This window comes from Mycolicibacterium thermoresistibile (genome assembly GCF_900187065.1).
GTDB lineage: Bacteria > Actinomycetota > Actinomycetes > Mycobacteriales > Mycobacteriaceae > Mycobacterium > Mycobacterium thermoresistibile.
Window position 1 is genome coordinate 1,683,178 of record NZ_LT906483.1, and the last position, 14,425, is coordinate 1,697,602.

The 14,425-nt window shown below is 69.6% G+C and carries 13 protein-coding genes; 12 read left to right on the top strand and 1 reads right to left on the bottom strand.

From position 1 onward, the window contains the following. Positions 1-28: 28 nt before the first annotated feature. From CKW28_RS07850 to mutM, 9 genes are all read left to right on the top strand, one after another. Entirely contained in the window at positions 29-829 is an 801-nt protein-coding gene (locus CKW28_RS07850) for a DsbA family protein (protein WP_003927772.1), read from the top strand. Continuing rightward, complete coding sequence (locus CKW28_RS07855) at positions 826-1,461, top strand: vitamin K epoxide reductase family protein (RefSeq protein ID WP_003927773.1); 636 nt, start codon at positions 826-828, stop codon at positions 1,459-1,461. Before CKW28_RS07850 ends, CKW28_RS07855 begins: the two co-directional genes overlap by 4 nt. A 37-nt stretch (positions 1,462-1,498) precedes the next feature. Beyond that, positions 1,499-4,882, top strand: a complete 3,384-nt coding sequence (locus tag CKW28_RS07860; protein ID WP_003927774.1) for a pyruvate carboxylase — start codon at positions 1,499-1,501, stop codon at positions 4,880-4,882. Continuing rightward, positions 4,879-5,448: a 16S rRNA (guanine(966)-N(2))-methyltransferase RsmD gene (gene rsmD / locus CKW28_RS07865; protein WP_040548454.1), complete on the top strand. Its 570-nt coding sequence runs from the start codon at positions 4,879-4,881 to the stop codon at positions 5,446-5,448. The genes CKW28_RS07860 and rsmD overlap by 4 nt, the downstream gene beginning before the upstream one ends. A 24-nt stretch (positions 5,449-5,472) precedes the next feature. Continuing rightward, the gene (gene coaD / locus CKW28_RS07870; RefSeq protein WP_003927776.1) at positions 5,473-5,955 is read left to right on the top strand and encodes a pantetheine-phosphate adenylyltransferase; all 483 of its coding nucleotides are present in this window, start codon (positions 5,473-5,475) and stop codon (positions 5,953-5,955) included. Between the two features lie 182 nt (positions 5,956-6,137). After that, positions 6,138-6,875 (top strand): cell division protein SepIVA, encoded by a 738-nt coding sequence (gene sepIVA, locus CKW28_RS07875; RefSeq protein WP_003927777.1) that lies wholly within the window; start codon positions 6,138-6,140, stop codon positions 6,873-6,875. Between the two features lie 67 nt (positions 6,876-6,942). Further along, entirely contained in the window at positions 6,943-7,566 is a 624-nt protein-coding gene (locus tag CKW28_RS07880; protein ID WP_050812100.1) for a YceD family protein, read from the top strand. After that, entirely contained in the window at positions 7,563-8,255 is a 693-nt protein-coding gene (gene rnc, locus CKW28_RS07885) for a ribonuclease III (RefSeq protein ID WP_003927779.1), read from the top strand. The genes CKW28_RS07880 and rnc overlap by 4 nt, the downstream gene beginning before the upstream one ends. Next, complete coding sequence (gene mutM, locus CKW28_RS07890; protein WP_003927780.1) at positions 8,248-9,108, top strand: bifunctional DNA-formamidopyrimidine glycosylase/DNA-(apurinic or apyrimidinic site) lyase; 861 nt, start codon at positions 8,248-8,250, stop codon at positions 9,106-9,108. Before rnc ends, mutM begins: the two co-directional genes overlap by 8 nt. 6 nt (positions 9,109-9,114) lie before the next feature. Here the strand turns inward: mutM and CKW28_RS23540 are convergent, their stop codons facing one another. Then, the gene (locus tag CKW28_RS23540) at positions 9,115-9,813 is read right to left on the bottom strand and encodes an Rv0361 family membrane protein (RefSeq protein ID WP_040548457.1); all 699 of its coding nucleotides are present in this window, start codon (positions 9,811-9,813) and stop codon (positions 9,115-9,117) included. A 128-nt stretch (positions 9,814-9,941) separates the two neighbouring features. Here CKW28_RS23540 and CKW28_RS07900 point away from each other — a divergent pair, with 128 nt between their 5' ends. The 3 genes from CKW28_RS07900 to smc are packed head-to-tail and all read left to right on the top strand — an operon-like array spanning position 9,942 to position 14,258. Continuing rightward, complete coding sequence (locus CKW28_RS07900; protein WP_003927782.1) at positions 9,942-10,358, top strand: OsmC family protein; 417 nt, start codon at positions 9,942-9,944, stop codon at positions 10,356-10,358. Further along, the gene (locus tag CKW28_RS07905; RefSeq protein WP_003927783.1) at positions 10,345-10,644 is read left to right on the top strand and encodes an acylphosphatase; all 300 of its coding nucleotides are present in this window, start codon (positions 10,345-10,347) and stop codon (positions 10,642-10,644) included. The genes CKW28_RS07900 and CKW28_RS07905 overlap by 14 nt, the downstream gene beginning before the upstream one ends. Positions 10,645-10,670: 26 nt before the next feature. Further along, on the top strand, positions 10,671-14,258 hold the full coding sequence (gene smc, locus CKW28_RS07910; protein WP_003927784.1) for a chromosome segregation protein SMC: 3,588 nt from the start codon (positions 10,671-10,673) through the stop codon (positions 14,256-14,258). Positions 14,259-14,425: the final 167 nt, after the last annotated feature.

Consider the following 14,425-nt stretch of genomic DNA (forward strand, 5'->3'; position numbering starts at 1 on the left):
GAGAATCCCGGGTCGGTACTCTGGGCGGGTGGCCACCAAGAAGAAGAACGCGCGCAAGCCCAACAAGAACGCGCGCTACGACCTGAAGGCCGCCGATCGCAGGCGCAACCTGTTCATCCAGATCGGTCTGACGGCGGTCGTCGTGGTGTTCGCGGTCGCGTTGGTGCTCTACATCGTGATGACCAGCGACCGACCCGGTTCCGGCGACGGCCAGGCGGTGCGGGTGACGTCGGAGAACGTGATCACCGACGAGGAATCCGGCGAACCGAAGGTTGTGCTGTCGCTGTACGAGGACCCGTTGTGCCCCGGCTGCGCCGGATTCGAGCGCGTGTTCGGGCCCACCATCAGCCGCATCATCGACAGCGGCGCGGCGGTCGTCGACTACCACATGGTCGCCATCCTCGACAGCACCCAGAGCGACAACTACTCGTCACGCGCCGGTGCGGCGGCCTACTGCGTGGCCGACGAGTCCGTCGACGCGTTCCGCCGGTTCCACTCGGCGTTGTTCGTCATGCAGCCGCGCGAGGTGGGTGGCGTGTACCCCGACAACCGGCAGCTGATCGAGACCGCCCGACAGGCCGGTGCGGTCGGCGAGGTACCCAACTGCATCAACAACGGCCGCTACGTCGACATGGTCAAGGGCATGGCCGCCGCCGGCGGGATCCACTCCACGCCGACGGTCCGGATCAACGGTGAGGACTTCGATTTCACCAAGTCCACACCCGACGATCTGGTGGCGGCCGTCAAGGAGATCGTCGGCGACGTTCCCGGCCTGGAGGCCGCCCCGCCGGCGCAGCCGCAACTCGACGGGCCGGTCCCGGCGCCGTGACCGTCGACACCCCCAGCGCGGCGCCGGCGGCGGACTCGCCGGTCGGTGCGCCGTCCGGCCTCCCGGTCGGCCGGCCCACCGCGCTGTGGGTGTTGATCGCGGGGGTGCTCGGGTTGGCCGCGGCGATCGCGCTGACGATCGAGAAGGTCGCCCTGCTGATCGACCCGGACTACGTGCCGACCTGCAGCCTCAATCCGGTGCTGTCGTGCGGTTCGGTGATGGTCACCCCGCAGGCGTCGGTGTTCGGCTTTCCCAACTCGCTGATCGGGGTCGTCTCCTTCACGGTCGTGACGGTGACCGGTGTGCTGGCGCTGGCCGGTATCCGGTTGCCGCGCTGGTACTGGGGCGGGCTGGCGACCGGCACCCTGTTCGGCACGGTGTTCGTGCACTGGCTGATCTTCCAGAGCCTGTACCGCATCGAGGCGCTGTGCCCGTACTGCATGGTGGTGTGGGCGGTGACGATCCCGCTGCTGGTCGTCACGGCGTCGGTCGCGCTCCAGCCCGCCGGTCACACCAGTCCGGTCGCCCGCGCGCTGTACCAGTGGCGGTGGTCCCTGACCGCGCTGTGGTTCACCGCACTCTTTCTCCTGATCCTGGTGCAGTTCTGGAGCTACTGGTCCACCCTGGTGTAACACTTTCGACGACGACCTGTGGCGGTTGAGGTAACTCGTGATTTCCAAGGTGCTGGTCGCCAATCGTGGCGAGATTGCGATCCGGGCTTTCCGCGCGGCCTACGAGTTGGGTATCGCCACGGTCGCGGTGTACCCGTATGAGGATCGGAACTCGCTGCACCGGCTGAAGGCCGACGAGTCCTATCAGATCGGTGAGATCGGCCATCCGGTCCGGGCGTATCTGTCGGTGGACGAGATCATCCGGGTGGCCCGGCATGCCGGGGCGGACGCGGTGTATCCGGGATACGGGTTTCTGTCGGAGAATCCGCGCCTGGCGGCGGCGTGCGAGCAGGCCGGTATCACGTTCATCGGCCCGAGCGCGGAGATCCTGGCACTGACCGGTAACAAGTCGCGGGCGGTGGCGGCGGCCCGGGCGGCCGGCATCCCGGTGCTGGCGTCGTCGGCGCCGTCGTCGTCGCCCGAGGAGTTGATGGCCGCCGCCGACGAGATCGGCTTCCCGTTGTTCGTCAAGGCGGTGTCCGGCGGCGGGGGCCGCGGTATGCGCCGGGTGGCGGACCGGGCCGGGCTGGCCGAGGCGATCGAGGCGGCCGGCCGGGAGGCCGAGTCGGCTTTCGGCGATCCGTCGTTGTATCTGGAGCAGGCGGTGGTCAATCCCCGCCACATCGAGGTGCAGATCCTGGCCGACACCGCCGGCAACGTCATGCATCTGTACGAGCGGGACTGCAGTGTGCAGCGGCGCCATCAGAAGGTGATCGAGCTGGCGCCCGCCCCGAACCTGCCCGACGAGTTGCGGGAACGGATCTGCGCGGACGCGGTGGCCTTCGCCCGCGAGGTCGGCTATGCGTATGCGGGCACGGTGGAGTTCCTCGTCGATGAACAGGGCCGCCATGTGTTCATCGAGATGAACCCGCGGATTCAGGTGGAACACACGGTGACCGAGGAGATCACCGATGTGGATCTGGTGGGTGCGCAGCTGCGGATCGCCGACGGGCAGACCCTGGCCGATCTGGGGTTGAGCCAGGAAACGCTGCGGACGCGGGGGACGGCGTTGCAGTGCCGCATCACCACCGAGGACCCGGCGAACGGGTTCCGCCCGGATGTCGGCCGGGTGACCGGGTACCGGTCCCCAGGGGGTGCGGGCATCCGCCTGGACGGCGGCACCCATGTGGGCGCCGAGATCAGCCCGCACTTCGATTCGATGCTGGTGAAGTTGACCTGCCGGGGCCGGGATTTCGCCACCGCGGTGGCCCGGGCACGGCGCGCGCTGGCCGAGTTCCGGGTGCGCGGGGTGTCGACGAACATCCCGTTTTTGCAGGCGGTCATCGCCGATCCGGATTTCCGGGCCGGCCGGATCAACACCTCGTTCATCGACGAGCGGCCGCATCTGCTGACCGCGCGGATCCCCGCCGACCGCGGCACCAAGATCCTGAACTATCTGGCCGACGTGACGGTCAACAAACCGCACGGGGAGCGGCCGTCGGCGGTGTACGCGCAGGACAAGTTGCCGTCGGTCGACCTGCAGGCGCCCCCGCCGGCCGGCAGCAAACAGCGCCTCGAGGAACTGGGTCCGGACGGGTTCGCCGCGTGGCTGCGCGACGAGCCCGCCGTCGGCGTCACCGACACCACGTTCCGCGATGCCCACCAGTCCTTGCTGGCCACCCGGGTGCGCACCAACGGGCTGGTGATGGTCGCACCCTATGTGGCCCGGATGATGCCGCAGCTGCTGTCGATCGAATGCTGGGGTGGGGCGACTTACGATGTGGCGCTTCGGTTCCTGAAAGAAGACCCGTGGGACCGGCTGGCCGCGATCCGCGAGGCGGTGCCGAACATCTGCCTGCAGATGTTGCTGCGGGGCCGTAACACCGTGGGCTACACCCCGTATCCGGACACGGTGACCAAGGCGTTCGTCGCCGAGGCCACCGCGGTCGGTATCGACATCTACCGGATCTTCGACGCCCTGAACAACGTCGACTCGATGCGTCCGGCCATCGATGCGGTGCGCGAAACCGGCACCGCGGTGGCCGAAGTGGCGATGTGTTACACCGGCGACCTGTCCGACCCCGGTGAGCGGCTCTACACCTTGGACTACTACCTGCGGCTGGCCGAACAGATCGTCGCGGCCGGCGCGCATGTGCTGGCGATCAAGGATATGGCCGGCCTGTTGCGGCCGCCGGCGGCCGCCACCCTGGTGGGCGCGCTGCGCAGCCGATTCGATCTGCCGGTGCACGTGCACACCCATGACACCCCCGGTGGGCAGTTGGCCACCTATCTGGCGGCCTGGCAGGCCGGGGCGTCGGCGGTCGACGGTGCCGCCGCCCCGTTGGCCGGCACCACCAGCCAGCCGGCATTGAGCGCGATCGTGGCCGCCACCGCGCACACCGAGCACGACACCGGTCTGGACCTGTCCGCGGTGTGCGATCTGGAGCCCTACTGGGAGGCGCTGCGAAAGATGTACGCGCCGTTCGAATCCGGGCTTCCCGCGCCCACCGGCCGGGTGTACACCCACGAGATTCCGGGCGGGCAGTTGAGCAATCTGCGCCAGCAGGCCATCGCGCTCGGGCTGGGCGACCGGTTCGAGGACATCGAGGCCGCCTACGCCGGTGCCGACCGGGTACTCGGCCGGCTGGTCAAGGTCACCCCGTCGAGCAAGGTGGTCGGCGATCTGGCGCTGGCGCTGGTCGGCGCCGGTGTGAGTGCCGAGGAGTTCGCCGCAGATCCGTCACGGGTGGACATTCCCGACTCGGTGATCGGCTTTCTGCGCGGCGAGCTGGGGGATCCGCCCGGTGGCTGGCCGGAACCGTTGCGCAGCACCGCCCTTGCCGGGCGCCGACCCGCCAGACCCACCGTGGAGCTGTCCGCGGAGGATCAGGCGGTGCTGGCCCAGCCCGGCCCGAAACGGCAAGCCGCGCTGAACCGGCTGCTGTTCCCGGGCCCCACCGCGGAATTCGAGGCGCACCGCGAGACCTACGGCGACACCACCTCGCTGAGCGCCAACCAGTTCTTCTACGGGCTGCGGCACGGCGAGGAGCACCGGGTCAGGCTGGAGCGGGGTGTCGAGCTGATCATCGGGCTGGAAGCCATCTCCGATCCCGACGAGCGCGGCATGCGCACGGTGATGTGCATCATCAACGGTCAACTGCGGCCGGTTCAGGTGCGCGACAAGAGCATCGCCAGTCAGATACCGGCCGCCGAGAAGGCCGACCGCGCCAACCCGGACCACATCGCCGCACCGTTCGCCGGTGTGGTCACCCTCAACATCAGCACCGGCGACCGCGTCGAAGCCGGCCAGACCATCGCGACCATCGAGGCCATGAAGATGGAGGCGGCGATCACCGCACCCAAGGCCGGCACCATCAGCCGCATCGCGGTCTCCGAAACCGCCCAGGTCGAGGGCGGTGACCTGCTGGCGGTGCTCAACTGACCCGCATCATCGCCGGGGCGTTCCGTGGCCGCCGGATCACGGCGCCGCGCAGCGGTTCCCGGCCCACCACCGACCGGGTGCGGGAGGCGTTGTTCAACCTGCTGACCGCCCGGATGGAATTGGCCGGGGCCACCGTGCTCGACCTGTACGCGGGATCGGGGGCGCTCGGGCTGGAGGCGATGTCCCGCGGGGCGGCGTCGGTGGTGTTCGTGGAATCCGACCACCGGGCCGCCGCCATCATCGCCAAGAACATCGCGACACTGGGTGTGCGGGACGCCGAGGTGCGGCGCACCTCGGTCGCGTCGGTCCTCACCGCCGGCGCCGACGGGCCGGTCGATCTGGTGTTGGCCGATCCGCCGTACCGGGTGACCAACGACGAGATGCACGCGCTGCTGGCCACCCTGGTGGACCGGGGCTGGACCGCCCCGGGCACGGTGGTGGCGGTCGAACGCGGAACCGGCCACGACCCGCTGCGCTGGCCCGCGGGCTGGACGGTCTGGCCGCCCCGGCGTTACGGCGACACCCGGCTGGAGCTGGCCCGGGCCGAGCCGGACCGGCCGCGCTGACGGCTGCTGATAGCGTCGTGAGCCATGAGTGGCGCGGTGTGTCCGGGCTCCTTCGACCCGGTGACCCTTGGTCATGTCGACGTCTTCGAGCGGGCGGCCGCACAGTTCGACGAGGTGATCGTCGCGGTGCTGGTCAACCCGAACAAGCAGGGCATGTTCAGCCTCGAGGAACGCATCGAGATGATCGAGGAGTCCACCACCCATCTGCCGAACCTGCGGGTGGAGTCCGGCTCCGGGCTGGTGGTCGACTTCGTCAAATCGCGTGGGATGACCGCGATCGTCAAAGGGCTGCGCACCGGCACCGACTTCGAATACGAACTGCAGATGGCGCAGATGAACAAACACATCGCGGGGGTCGACACCTTCTTCGTCGCCACCACACCGCGGTACTCGTTCGTGTCGTCCTCGCTGGCCAAGGAAGTCGCCATGCTCGGCGGGGATGTGTCCGAGCTGTTGCCCGGACCGGTCAACGCCCGGCTGCGGAAGAAGCTCGCCGAACGCGGGTAGGGCCGCGACCGACGAGAGCGAGGAGCACACCCGACCGGGGATAATGCAACCGAAGAGGTCGAAAGACAGTTGCCCGGCGGAGGCGGACAAAGCGGTCGGCGACACACCGACGCCGAAACCGAGTCACACGCGTAACACCAGGCACACTGGTACCTAACGACTAGGCCTTGGAGGATGCTGCGGTGTACCGAGTATTTGAGGCGCTCGACGAGCTGGGCGCGATCGTTGAAGAAGCTCGCGGCGTACCGATGACCGCCGGTTGCGTGGTACCCCGCGGGGATGTGCTCGAACTGATCGACGACATCAAGGACGCCATTCCCGGTGAGCTCGATGACGCCCAGGATGTGCTGGACGCCCGGGACACTTTGCTGCGGGAGGCCAAGGAGCACTCCGAGTCGATGGTGTCGACCGCCACCGCCGAGGCCGAGTCACTGGTCAGCCACGCCCGCGCCGAGGCGGACCGGTTGTTGGCCGAAGCCAAGGCCCAGGCCGACCGGATGGTCGCCGAGGCACGTCAGCACAGCGAGCGGATGGTCACCGAGGCCCGGGAGGAGGCGAGCCGCATCGTCGCCACCGCCAAGCGTGAGTATGAGGCCACCACCGGCCGGGCCAAGTCCGAGGCCGACCGGCTCATCGAGAGCGGCAACCTGGCCTACGAGAAGGCGGTGCAGGAGGGCATCAAGGAACAGCAGCGGCTGGTGTCGCAGACCGAGATCGTGCAGACCGCGAACGCGGAGGCCAGCCGCCTGATCGACTCGGCCCACGCCGAGGCCGATCGGCTGCGCGGCGAGTGCGACATCTACGTCGACAGCAAACTCGCCGAGTTCGAGGAGTTCCTCAACGGGACGCTGCGTTCGGTGAACCGGGGACGCCATCAGTTGCGCACCGCCGCGGGTACGCACGACTACGTGACCCGCTGAGCCGGCGCGTCCCGGCCCGTGCCCGCTCGAACGTCGACGGGTCCGGCAACCGCCTAGGATTGAGGGCATGGCGACGCATGCGAGCGCAGCGGCGCACCGAGCAGACCGGTCGCCGCTGGTGATCAACATTTCCCGGCTGGGGCGGCAACCCGGTTCGATGCTGACCTTCGACGAGACCGTGGCCAGCCCCTCGCGGCTGGGTGTGGCGCTGGTCGGCGTCGAGCAGGGCGCGCCGCTGGAGTTTCACCTCCGCATCGAGGCGGTGTCGGAGGGGGTGCTGGTCAGCGGCACGATGTCGGCCCCGACGACGGGGGAGTGCGCCCGCTGCCTGGACCCGGTGCACGGCCGGGTGGACATCGAGTTGACCGAACTGTTCGCCTACCCGGACAGCATCACCGCCGAGACCACCGACGCCGACGATCTGGGCCGGGTCGACACCACCGGCGACGTCGACACCGTCGACCTCGAGCAACCGATCATCGACGCGGTGGGACTGGTGTTGCCGTTCTCCCCGCTGTGCGGACCGGACTGCCTCGGCCTGTGCCCGCAGTGCGGGATCCGGCTGGCCACCGCCGAGCCCGGGCACCGCCACGAGGTGATCGACCCGCGCTGGGCCAAACTGGCTGCGATGTTCCCCGACCGGGAGGCGGTCTCCGACCGCGATGGCGACGGCCCCGGAGAGTCGGGGTGAGCGCCGACCGCTCCGCACTGCTCGAGGCGCTGGGAGTCGACCTGCCCGACGAACTGCTGACCATCGCGCTGACGCATCGCAGTTACTCCTATGAACACGGCGGGCTGCCGACCAACGAGCGGCTGGAATTCCTCGGCGACGCGGTCCTCGGGCTGACCATCACCGAGGAGCTCTACCACCGCCATCCCGACCGCTCCGAAGGAGACCTGGCCAAGCTGCGCGCCAGCATCGTCAACACCCAGGCGCTTGCCGACGTCGGCCGCCGGCTCAGCGAATCCGGTCTGGGTGCCTACATTCTGCTCGGCAAGGGGGAGGAGAGTTCCGGCGGCGCGGACAAGTCCAGCATCCTCGCCGACGGGGTGGAGTCGTTGCTCGGCGCCATCTACATCCACCACGGACTGGAGACCTCCCGGGCGGTGATCCTGCGGTTGTTCGGCGAATTGCTCGATACCGCACCGACTCTGGGCGCCGGCCTGGATTGGAAGTCGAGCCTGCAGGAGCTGACCGCGGCGCGCGGGATGGGCGCGCCGTCGTACGTGGTCACCTCGACCGGACCGGATCACGACAAGGAGTTCACCGCGACCGTCGTCATCGCCGAGCAGGAATACGGCACCGGCACCGGACGCACCAAGAAGGAAGCCGAACTCAAGGCCGCGGCGGCGGCGTGGCACGCCCTCGACGGTGCCTGAACTCCCCGAGGTCGAGGTCGTCCGGCGCGGACTGCACGAGCACGTCACCGGGCGGGCCGTCGCGGCGGTGCGGGTGCACCATCCGCGGGCGGTCCGCCGGCATGAGGCCGGGCCGGCCGATCTGACCGCGCGGCTGGTCGACGCCCGGATCACCGGTACCGGACGGCGCGGCAAGTACCTGTGGCTGACCCTCGACGACGGCGCCGAGGCGCTCGTCGTGCACCTGGGGATGAGCGGGCAGATGCTGCTCGGGCCGGTGCCCAATGAGAACCACCTCCGCATCGCCGCGCTCCTCGACGACGGCACCACACTCAGCTTCGTCGACCAGCGCACCTTCGGCGGCTGGATGATCGCCGACATGGTCACCGTCGAGGGCAGCGAGGTGCCGGCGCCGGTCGTCCATCTGGCCCGTGACCCGCTCGATCCGCTCTTTGACCGGGACGCGGTGGTGACCGTGCTGCGCGGTAAGCACTCGGAGATCAAACGCCAACTGCTCGATCAGACCGTGGTATCCGGGATCGGCAACATCTACGCCGACGAGGCGCTGTGGCGGGCCCGGATCAACGGTGCCCGAACGGCATCCGCGCTGACCCGTCGCCGGCTCGGCGAACTGCTCGACGCCGCGGCCGACGTGATGCGGGAGGCGTTGCGCCAGGGCGGAACATCGTTCGACTCGCTGTATGTCAACGTCAACGGCGAGTCGGGGTACTTCGAACGTTCGCTGGACGCCTACGGCCGCGCGGGCGAGCCCTGCCGGCGGTGCGGCGCGGTCCTGCGGCGGGAGAAATTCATGAACCGGTCGTCGTTCTACTGCCCGAAGTGCCAGCCCCGGCCCCGGATTCGTCGTTGCTGAGCCGAATCACCTTCCGAACCGCGGCATCTCGGAGAACTCCGGCGCGTCGGTGAGGCAGAACTTCCACTTGCCGCCTTCTTTGCGGAAGTGCATGGTGCTCGCCACTCCCTTGACGCTGGCGCGGGCCGTGGCCTTGTCGCCGTTCACCCGGATGTCGGAGATCTCCGGGACGTCGGTCGCCGGGCCGGCGGTGGACGGCAGGTCGAGCCCGCCGAGGTCGAAGGAGTCGAACAGTTCGCGGTCGCCCGCGCAGAAGTACTCCCGCAGCAGGCCGGACGTGTCGGTGGACTCGGATGCGGCGAGGCTGTCGATCATCGCCCGGATCGCCGCCTCTTCGCTGTTGCCGAGGGCGCCGGCCGCGCGGTTCGCGGGGCCGCTGCCCGATTTCGACGTCACCGCGATCACCAACACCAGGACGATCACCACGGCGGCAGCGGCCGCACCGCCGATGAGCAGCCATTTCCCCGGCCCGCGCGACGGGGGCGGGGGATATCCGAAGCCCGGCGGCGGGCCGCCCCATTGACCCGGCGGCGGGCCGTAGGGACCGGGCGGGGGAGCACCGTGCGGGCCGCCCCATTGACCCGGCGGCGGGCCGCCCCATTGACCCGGCGGCGGGCCGCCCCATTGACCCGGCGGAGCGCCGTACGGCTGGGGCGGCGGGGTTCCCGGCGGTTGCTGCGGCGGCATCGGGGGATGGTTGGTCATGGTGCTTCAGCTCCTCACGCCGGCTGTGTCGCACCGTAACATCCGGCGTGCGGCATCTGGTGACCGAGAACACCCTCGGCCATCGGTCGTGGTGCGCTCGCAGCGGGCACACGCTGTAAAAATGAGCCATGACCGAACTGTGGGTTGAGCGGACGGGAGCGCGGCGTTACACCGGCCGCAGCAGCCGGGGAGCCGAGGTGCTCATCGGCTCCGAGGATGTCGAGGGCGTGTTCACGCCCGGTGAGCTGCTCAAGATCGCGCTGGCGGCGTGCAGCGGCATGGCCAGCGATCAGCCGTTGCGGCGCAGGCTGGGGGACGACTATCCGGCCACCATCCGGGTCTCCGGCGCCGCGGACCGCGAACAGGAGCGCTACCCACTGCTGGAGGAGAAGCTGGAGCTGGATCTGTCCGGGCTGTCCGAACAGGAGCGGGACCGTGTGCTCACGGTGGTGCAGCGGGCCATCGATCAGGTCTGCACCGTGGGCCGCACGCTGCAGTCCGGCACCAAGGTGGACTTCGAGGTGGTCGACGTTGGACGCGACTGACCGGCGTGACGAGCCCGAGGTGCGGCTGACCGCGTGGGTGCACGGGCACGTCCAGGGTGTCGGTTTCCGCTGGTGGACCCGGTCGCGGGCGCTCGAGCTCGGCCTGACCGGTTATGCCGCCAACAAACCCGACGGCCGGGTGCAGGTCGTCGCGCAGGGGCCGCGGTCCGCCTGCGAACAACTGCTGGCGTTGTTGCGCGGCGGGCAGACACCCGGACGGGTGGACACCGTGGTCGCCGACTGGACCGAACCCGGCGACCCGATCGACGGGTTCACCGAGCGATGACCGCCGCGGCGGTAGGGTAAAACGTCGTGTACCTCAAGAGTCTGACGCTGAAGGGGTTCAAATCCTTCGCCTCGCCGACGACTCTGCGTTTCGAGCCCGGGATCACCTGCGTCGTCGGTCCCAACGGATCGGGCAAATCCAACGTCGTCGACGCGCTCACCTGGGTGATGGGTGAGCAGGGCGCCAAGACTCTGCGCGGCGGCAAGATGGAGGACGTCATCTTCGCCGGGACCTCGTCGCGTGCGCCGCTGGGCCGCGCCGAGGTGACGCTCACCATCGACAACTCCGACAACTCACTGCCCATCGAATACTCCGAGGTGTCGATCACCCGGCGCATGTTCCGAGACGGCGGCAGCGAATACGAGATCAACGGCAGCAGTTGCCGGCTGATGGACATCCAGGAACTGCTCAGCGACTCCGGTATCGGCCGGGAGATGCACGTCATCGTCGGGCAGGGCAAACTCGCCGAGATCCTCGAGTCCCGCCCGGAGGACCGCCGCGCGTTCATCGAGGAGGCCGCCGGTGTGCTCAAACACCGCAAACGCAAGGAGAAGGCGGTCCGCAAACTCGAGGCGATGTCGGCCAACCTGGCCCGTCTCACCGATCTGACCACCGAACTGCGCCGCCAGCTCAAACCGTTGGGCCGGCAGGCCGAGGTGGCACGGCGGGCCCAGACCATCCAGGCCGATCTGCGGGACGCCCGGCTGCGGCTGGCCGCCGACGATCTGGTGACCCGTAAGGCCGAGTTCGACAACACCAACGCCGCCGAGGCGACGCTGCGGCGTGAACACGACGAGGTCAGCGAACGGCTGGCGGTCGCGACCGCGGAACTGCAGGCGCAGGAGGCGGCGGTGGCGCGGCTGACCGAACGCGCGGAACTGGCCCAGCAGACCTGGTTCCGGCTGTCCGCCCTGGCCGAACGGGTGGGCGCGACCGTGCGGATCGCCACCGAGCGCGCCCAGCATCTGGACACCGAACCGGAGATCTCCACCGGCCCCGACCCCGATGAGTTGGAGGCCGAGGCCGACGAGATGGCGGCTCGCGAGGCGCAGCTGCAGGCCGAGCTGGCCGAGTCGCGGGAACAACTGGAAGCGGCCCGCGCCGAGCTGGCCGAACGCGAGCACGCGGCCGCGGAGGCCGAACGGGCCCATCTGGCCGCCGCGCGCGCGGAAGCCGACCGCCGCGAGGGGGTGGCCCGGCTGGCCGGGCAGGTCGACACCATGCGCACCCGGGTGGAGTCCATCGACGAGACGGTGGCCCGGTTGTCGGTGAGCATCGAGGAGGCCGCCGCCCGCGTGGAGCAGGCCCAGGCCGAATTCGAGACGGTGCAGGCCCGGGTCGGTGAGCTCGACGCCGGCGAGGTGGGGCTGGACGAACACCACGAACGCACCGTGGCCGCACTGCGGTTGGCCGATGAGCGGGTCACCGAGCTACAGGCCGCCGAACGCAGTGCCGAACGCCAGGTGGCGTCGCTGCGGGCGCGCATCGAAGCGCTGTCGGTCGGGCTGGAACGCAAGGACGGTGCCGCGTGGCTGTTGGAGAACCTCGGTGACGCAGGACTTTTCGGGTCAGTCGCCAACCTGATCCGGGTCCGTGAGGGCTATCAGGCCGCCATCGCCGCGGTGCTGGGCGCGGCCGCGGACGCGGTGGCGGCGGAGGACTTCGGCGCCGCCCGTGCGGCCGTTGCCGCACTGAAGGAATCCGACAGCGGGCGGGCGGCGATCGTGTTGGGCCACTGGTCCGGTGCGGTGCCGCCGATCGAGGCTGCTCTGCCCCGCGGCGCGGTGTGGGCGGTCGACCTCGTCGAGGTGCCGGACCGGATCCTTGGCGCGATCACCGCCATGCTGCACGGCGTCGTGGTCGTCGATGATCTGACGACCGGCCTGGATCTGGTGACGGCGCAACCGCAATTGCGGGCCGTCACCGTCGACGGGGATCTGGTCGGAGCGGGATGGATCGCCGGAGGTTCCGACCGCAAACCCTCCACGCTGGAGATCGCCGCCGAGATCGACAAGGCCCGGGCCGAACTCGAAGCAGCCGAGAAGCAGGTCGGCGAATTGAGCGCGGCGCTGTCCGGGGCGCTGGCCGAGCAGCAGGCCCGCCAGGACGCCGCCGAACAGGCGTTGGCCGCGCTCAACGAGTCCGACGCGGCTATCTCGGCGATCTACGAGACGCTGGGCCGGCTGGGCCAGGACGTCCGCGCCGCACAGAACGAGTATCAGCGGTTGACCAGACAGCGGGATGAGTTGGAGGCCAACCGCACCCGCACCGTCGAGGAGCTCGCCGAACTCGAAGAGCGGCTGCGTAACGCCGAGCAGGAACCGATCTTCGACGTCGAGCCGGTCGACCGGCAGGCGTCCCAGGCGGCCGCGGAGGCGGCGCGAGCGGTCGAGGTGGAGGCCCGGCTGGCCGTTCGCACCGCCGAGGAACGGGCCAACGCCGTTCGCGGACGGGCGGATTCGTTGCGGCGGGCGGCCGCGGCGGAACGCGAGGCCCGGGAGCGGGCGCGGCGGGCCCGGGAGGCGCGGGCACATGCCGCGGCGGTGGCCGCGGCGGTCGCAGAATCCGGCCGGCTGGTCGCCCAGCGGCTCGGCGCGGTGGTCGCGGTCGCCGCACGCACCCGTGACGAGCTGGCCGCCGAACGGCAGCAGCGGGCGGAGGCGCTGGCCCGGGTCCGCGAAGAGGTCAACGAACTGGGGGCGCGGATCACTGCGCTGACCGATGCGCTGCACCGCGACGAGGTCGCCAAGGCGCAGGCCGCGATGCGCATCGAACAGCTCGAAACCCAGGTGCTCGAACAGTTCGGGATGTCGGCCGACGATCTGATCGCCGAGTACGGCCCGCACGTGCCGCTGCCGCCCACCGAACTGGAGATGGCCGAGTACGAACAGGCCCTCGAGCGCGGTGAACAGGTCACCAAACCGGCGCCGATGCCCTACGACAGGGCCACCCAGGAGCGGCGGGCCAAACGCGCCGAACGGGAACTGGCCGAACTGGGCCGGGTGAACCCGCTGGCGCTCGAGGAGTTCGCCGCGCTGGAGGAGCGCTACAACTTCCTGTCCACCCAACTCGAGGACGTCAAGGCGGCGCGCAAGGACCTGCTCGACGTCATCGCCGACGTCGACCAGCGGATCCTGCAGTTGTTCGCCGAGGCCTACACCGATGTGGAGCGGGAGTTCCGCGAGGTGTTCGCCACCCTGTTCCCGGGTGGCGAGGGTCGGTTGTTGCTCACTGACCCGAACGACATGCTGACCACCGGGGTCGAGGTGGAGGCGCGTCCGCCCGGCAAGAAGATCAAACGGCTGTCGCTGCTGTCGGGTGGGGAGAAGTCGCTGACCGCGGTGGCGATGCTGGTCGCGATCTTCCGCGCCCGACCGTCACCGTTCTACGTGATGGACGAGGTGGAGGCTGCGCTCGACGACGTCAACCTGCGCCGGCTGATCTCGTTGTTCGAACAGCTGCGGGAACGCTCACAGCTGATCGTCATCACCCACCAGAAACCGACCATGGAAGTCGCCGACGCGCTGTACGGGGTGACCATGCGCGACGATGGCATCACCACGGTGATTTCCCAGCGGTTGCGGGGGCAGGAGTTGGTGGCCCAGCCGGGGTAGGGGGTGTCGGCGTCATGTCGGGTTCTCGGCAAAGCGAATTTGGCGCCGTGGGATGGGTTGCTGCTCGGGTAGCATTCTGCGCGTGAGCTACGGGGTGGTGTCCAGCGGGGCGGACTGGCATTTTGCGTCGCGGCCGAGCGCAGGTAAGGACGGTGTCCGCTGGTTGA

Coding starts and splice junctions, on each gene's coding strand:
- CKW28_RS07880 (WP_050812100.1), top strand. CDS start 6,943: ATGGCGACGCATGCGAGCGCAGCGGCGCACCGAGCAGACCGGTCGCCG.
- coaD (WP_003927776.1), top strand. CDS start 5,473: ATGAGTGGCGCGGTGTGTCCGGGCTCCTTCGACCCGGTGACCCTTGGT.
- CKW28_RS07900 (WP_003927782.1), top strand. CDS start 9,942: ATGACCGAACTGTGGGTTGAGCGGACGGGAGCGCGGCGTTACACCGGC.
- CKW28_RS23540 (WP_040548457.1), bottom strand. CDS start 9,813: ATGACCAACCATCCCCCGATGCCGCCGCAGCAACCGCCGGGAACCCCG.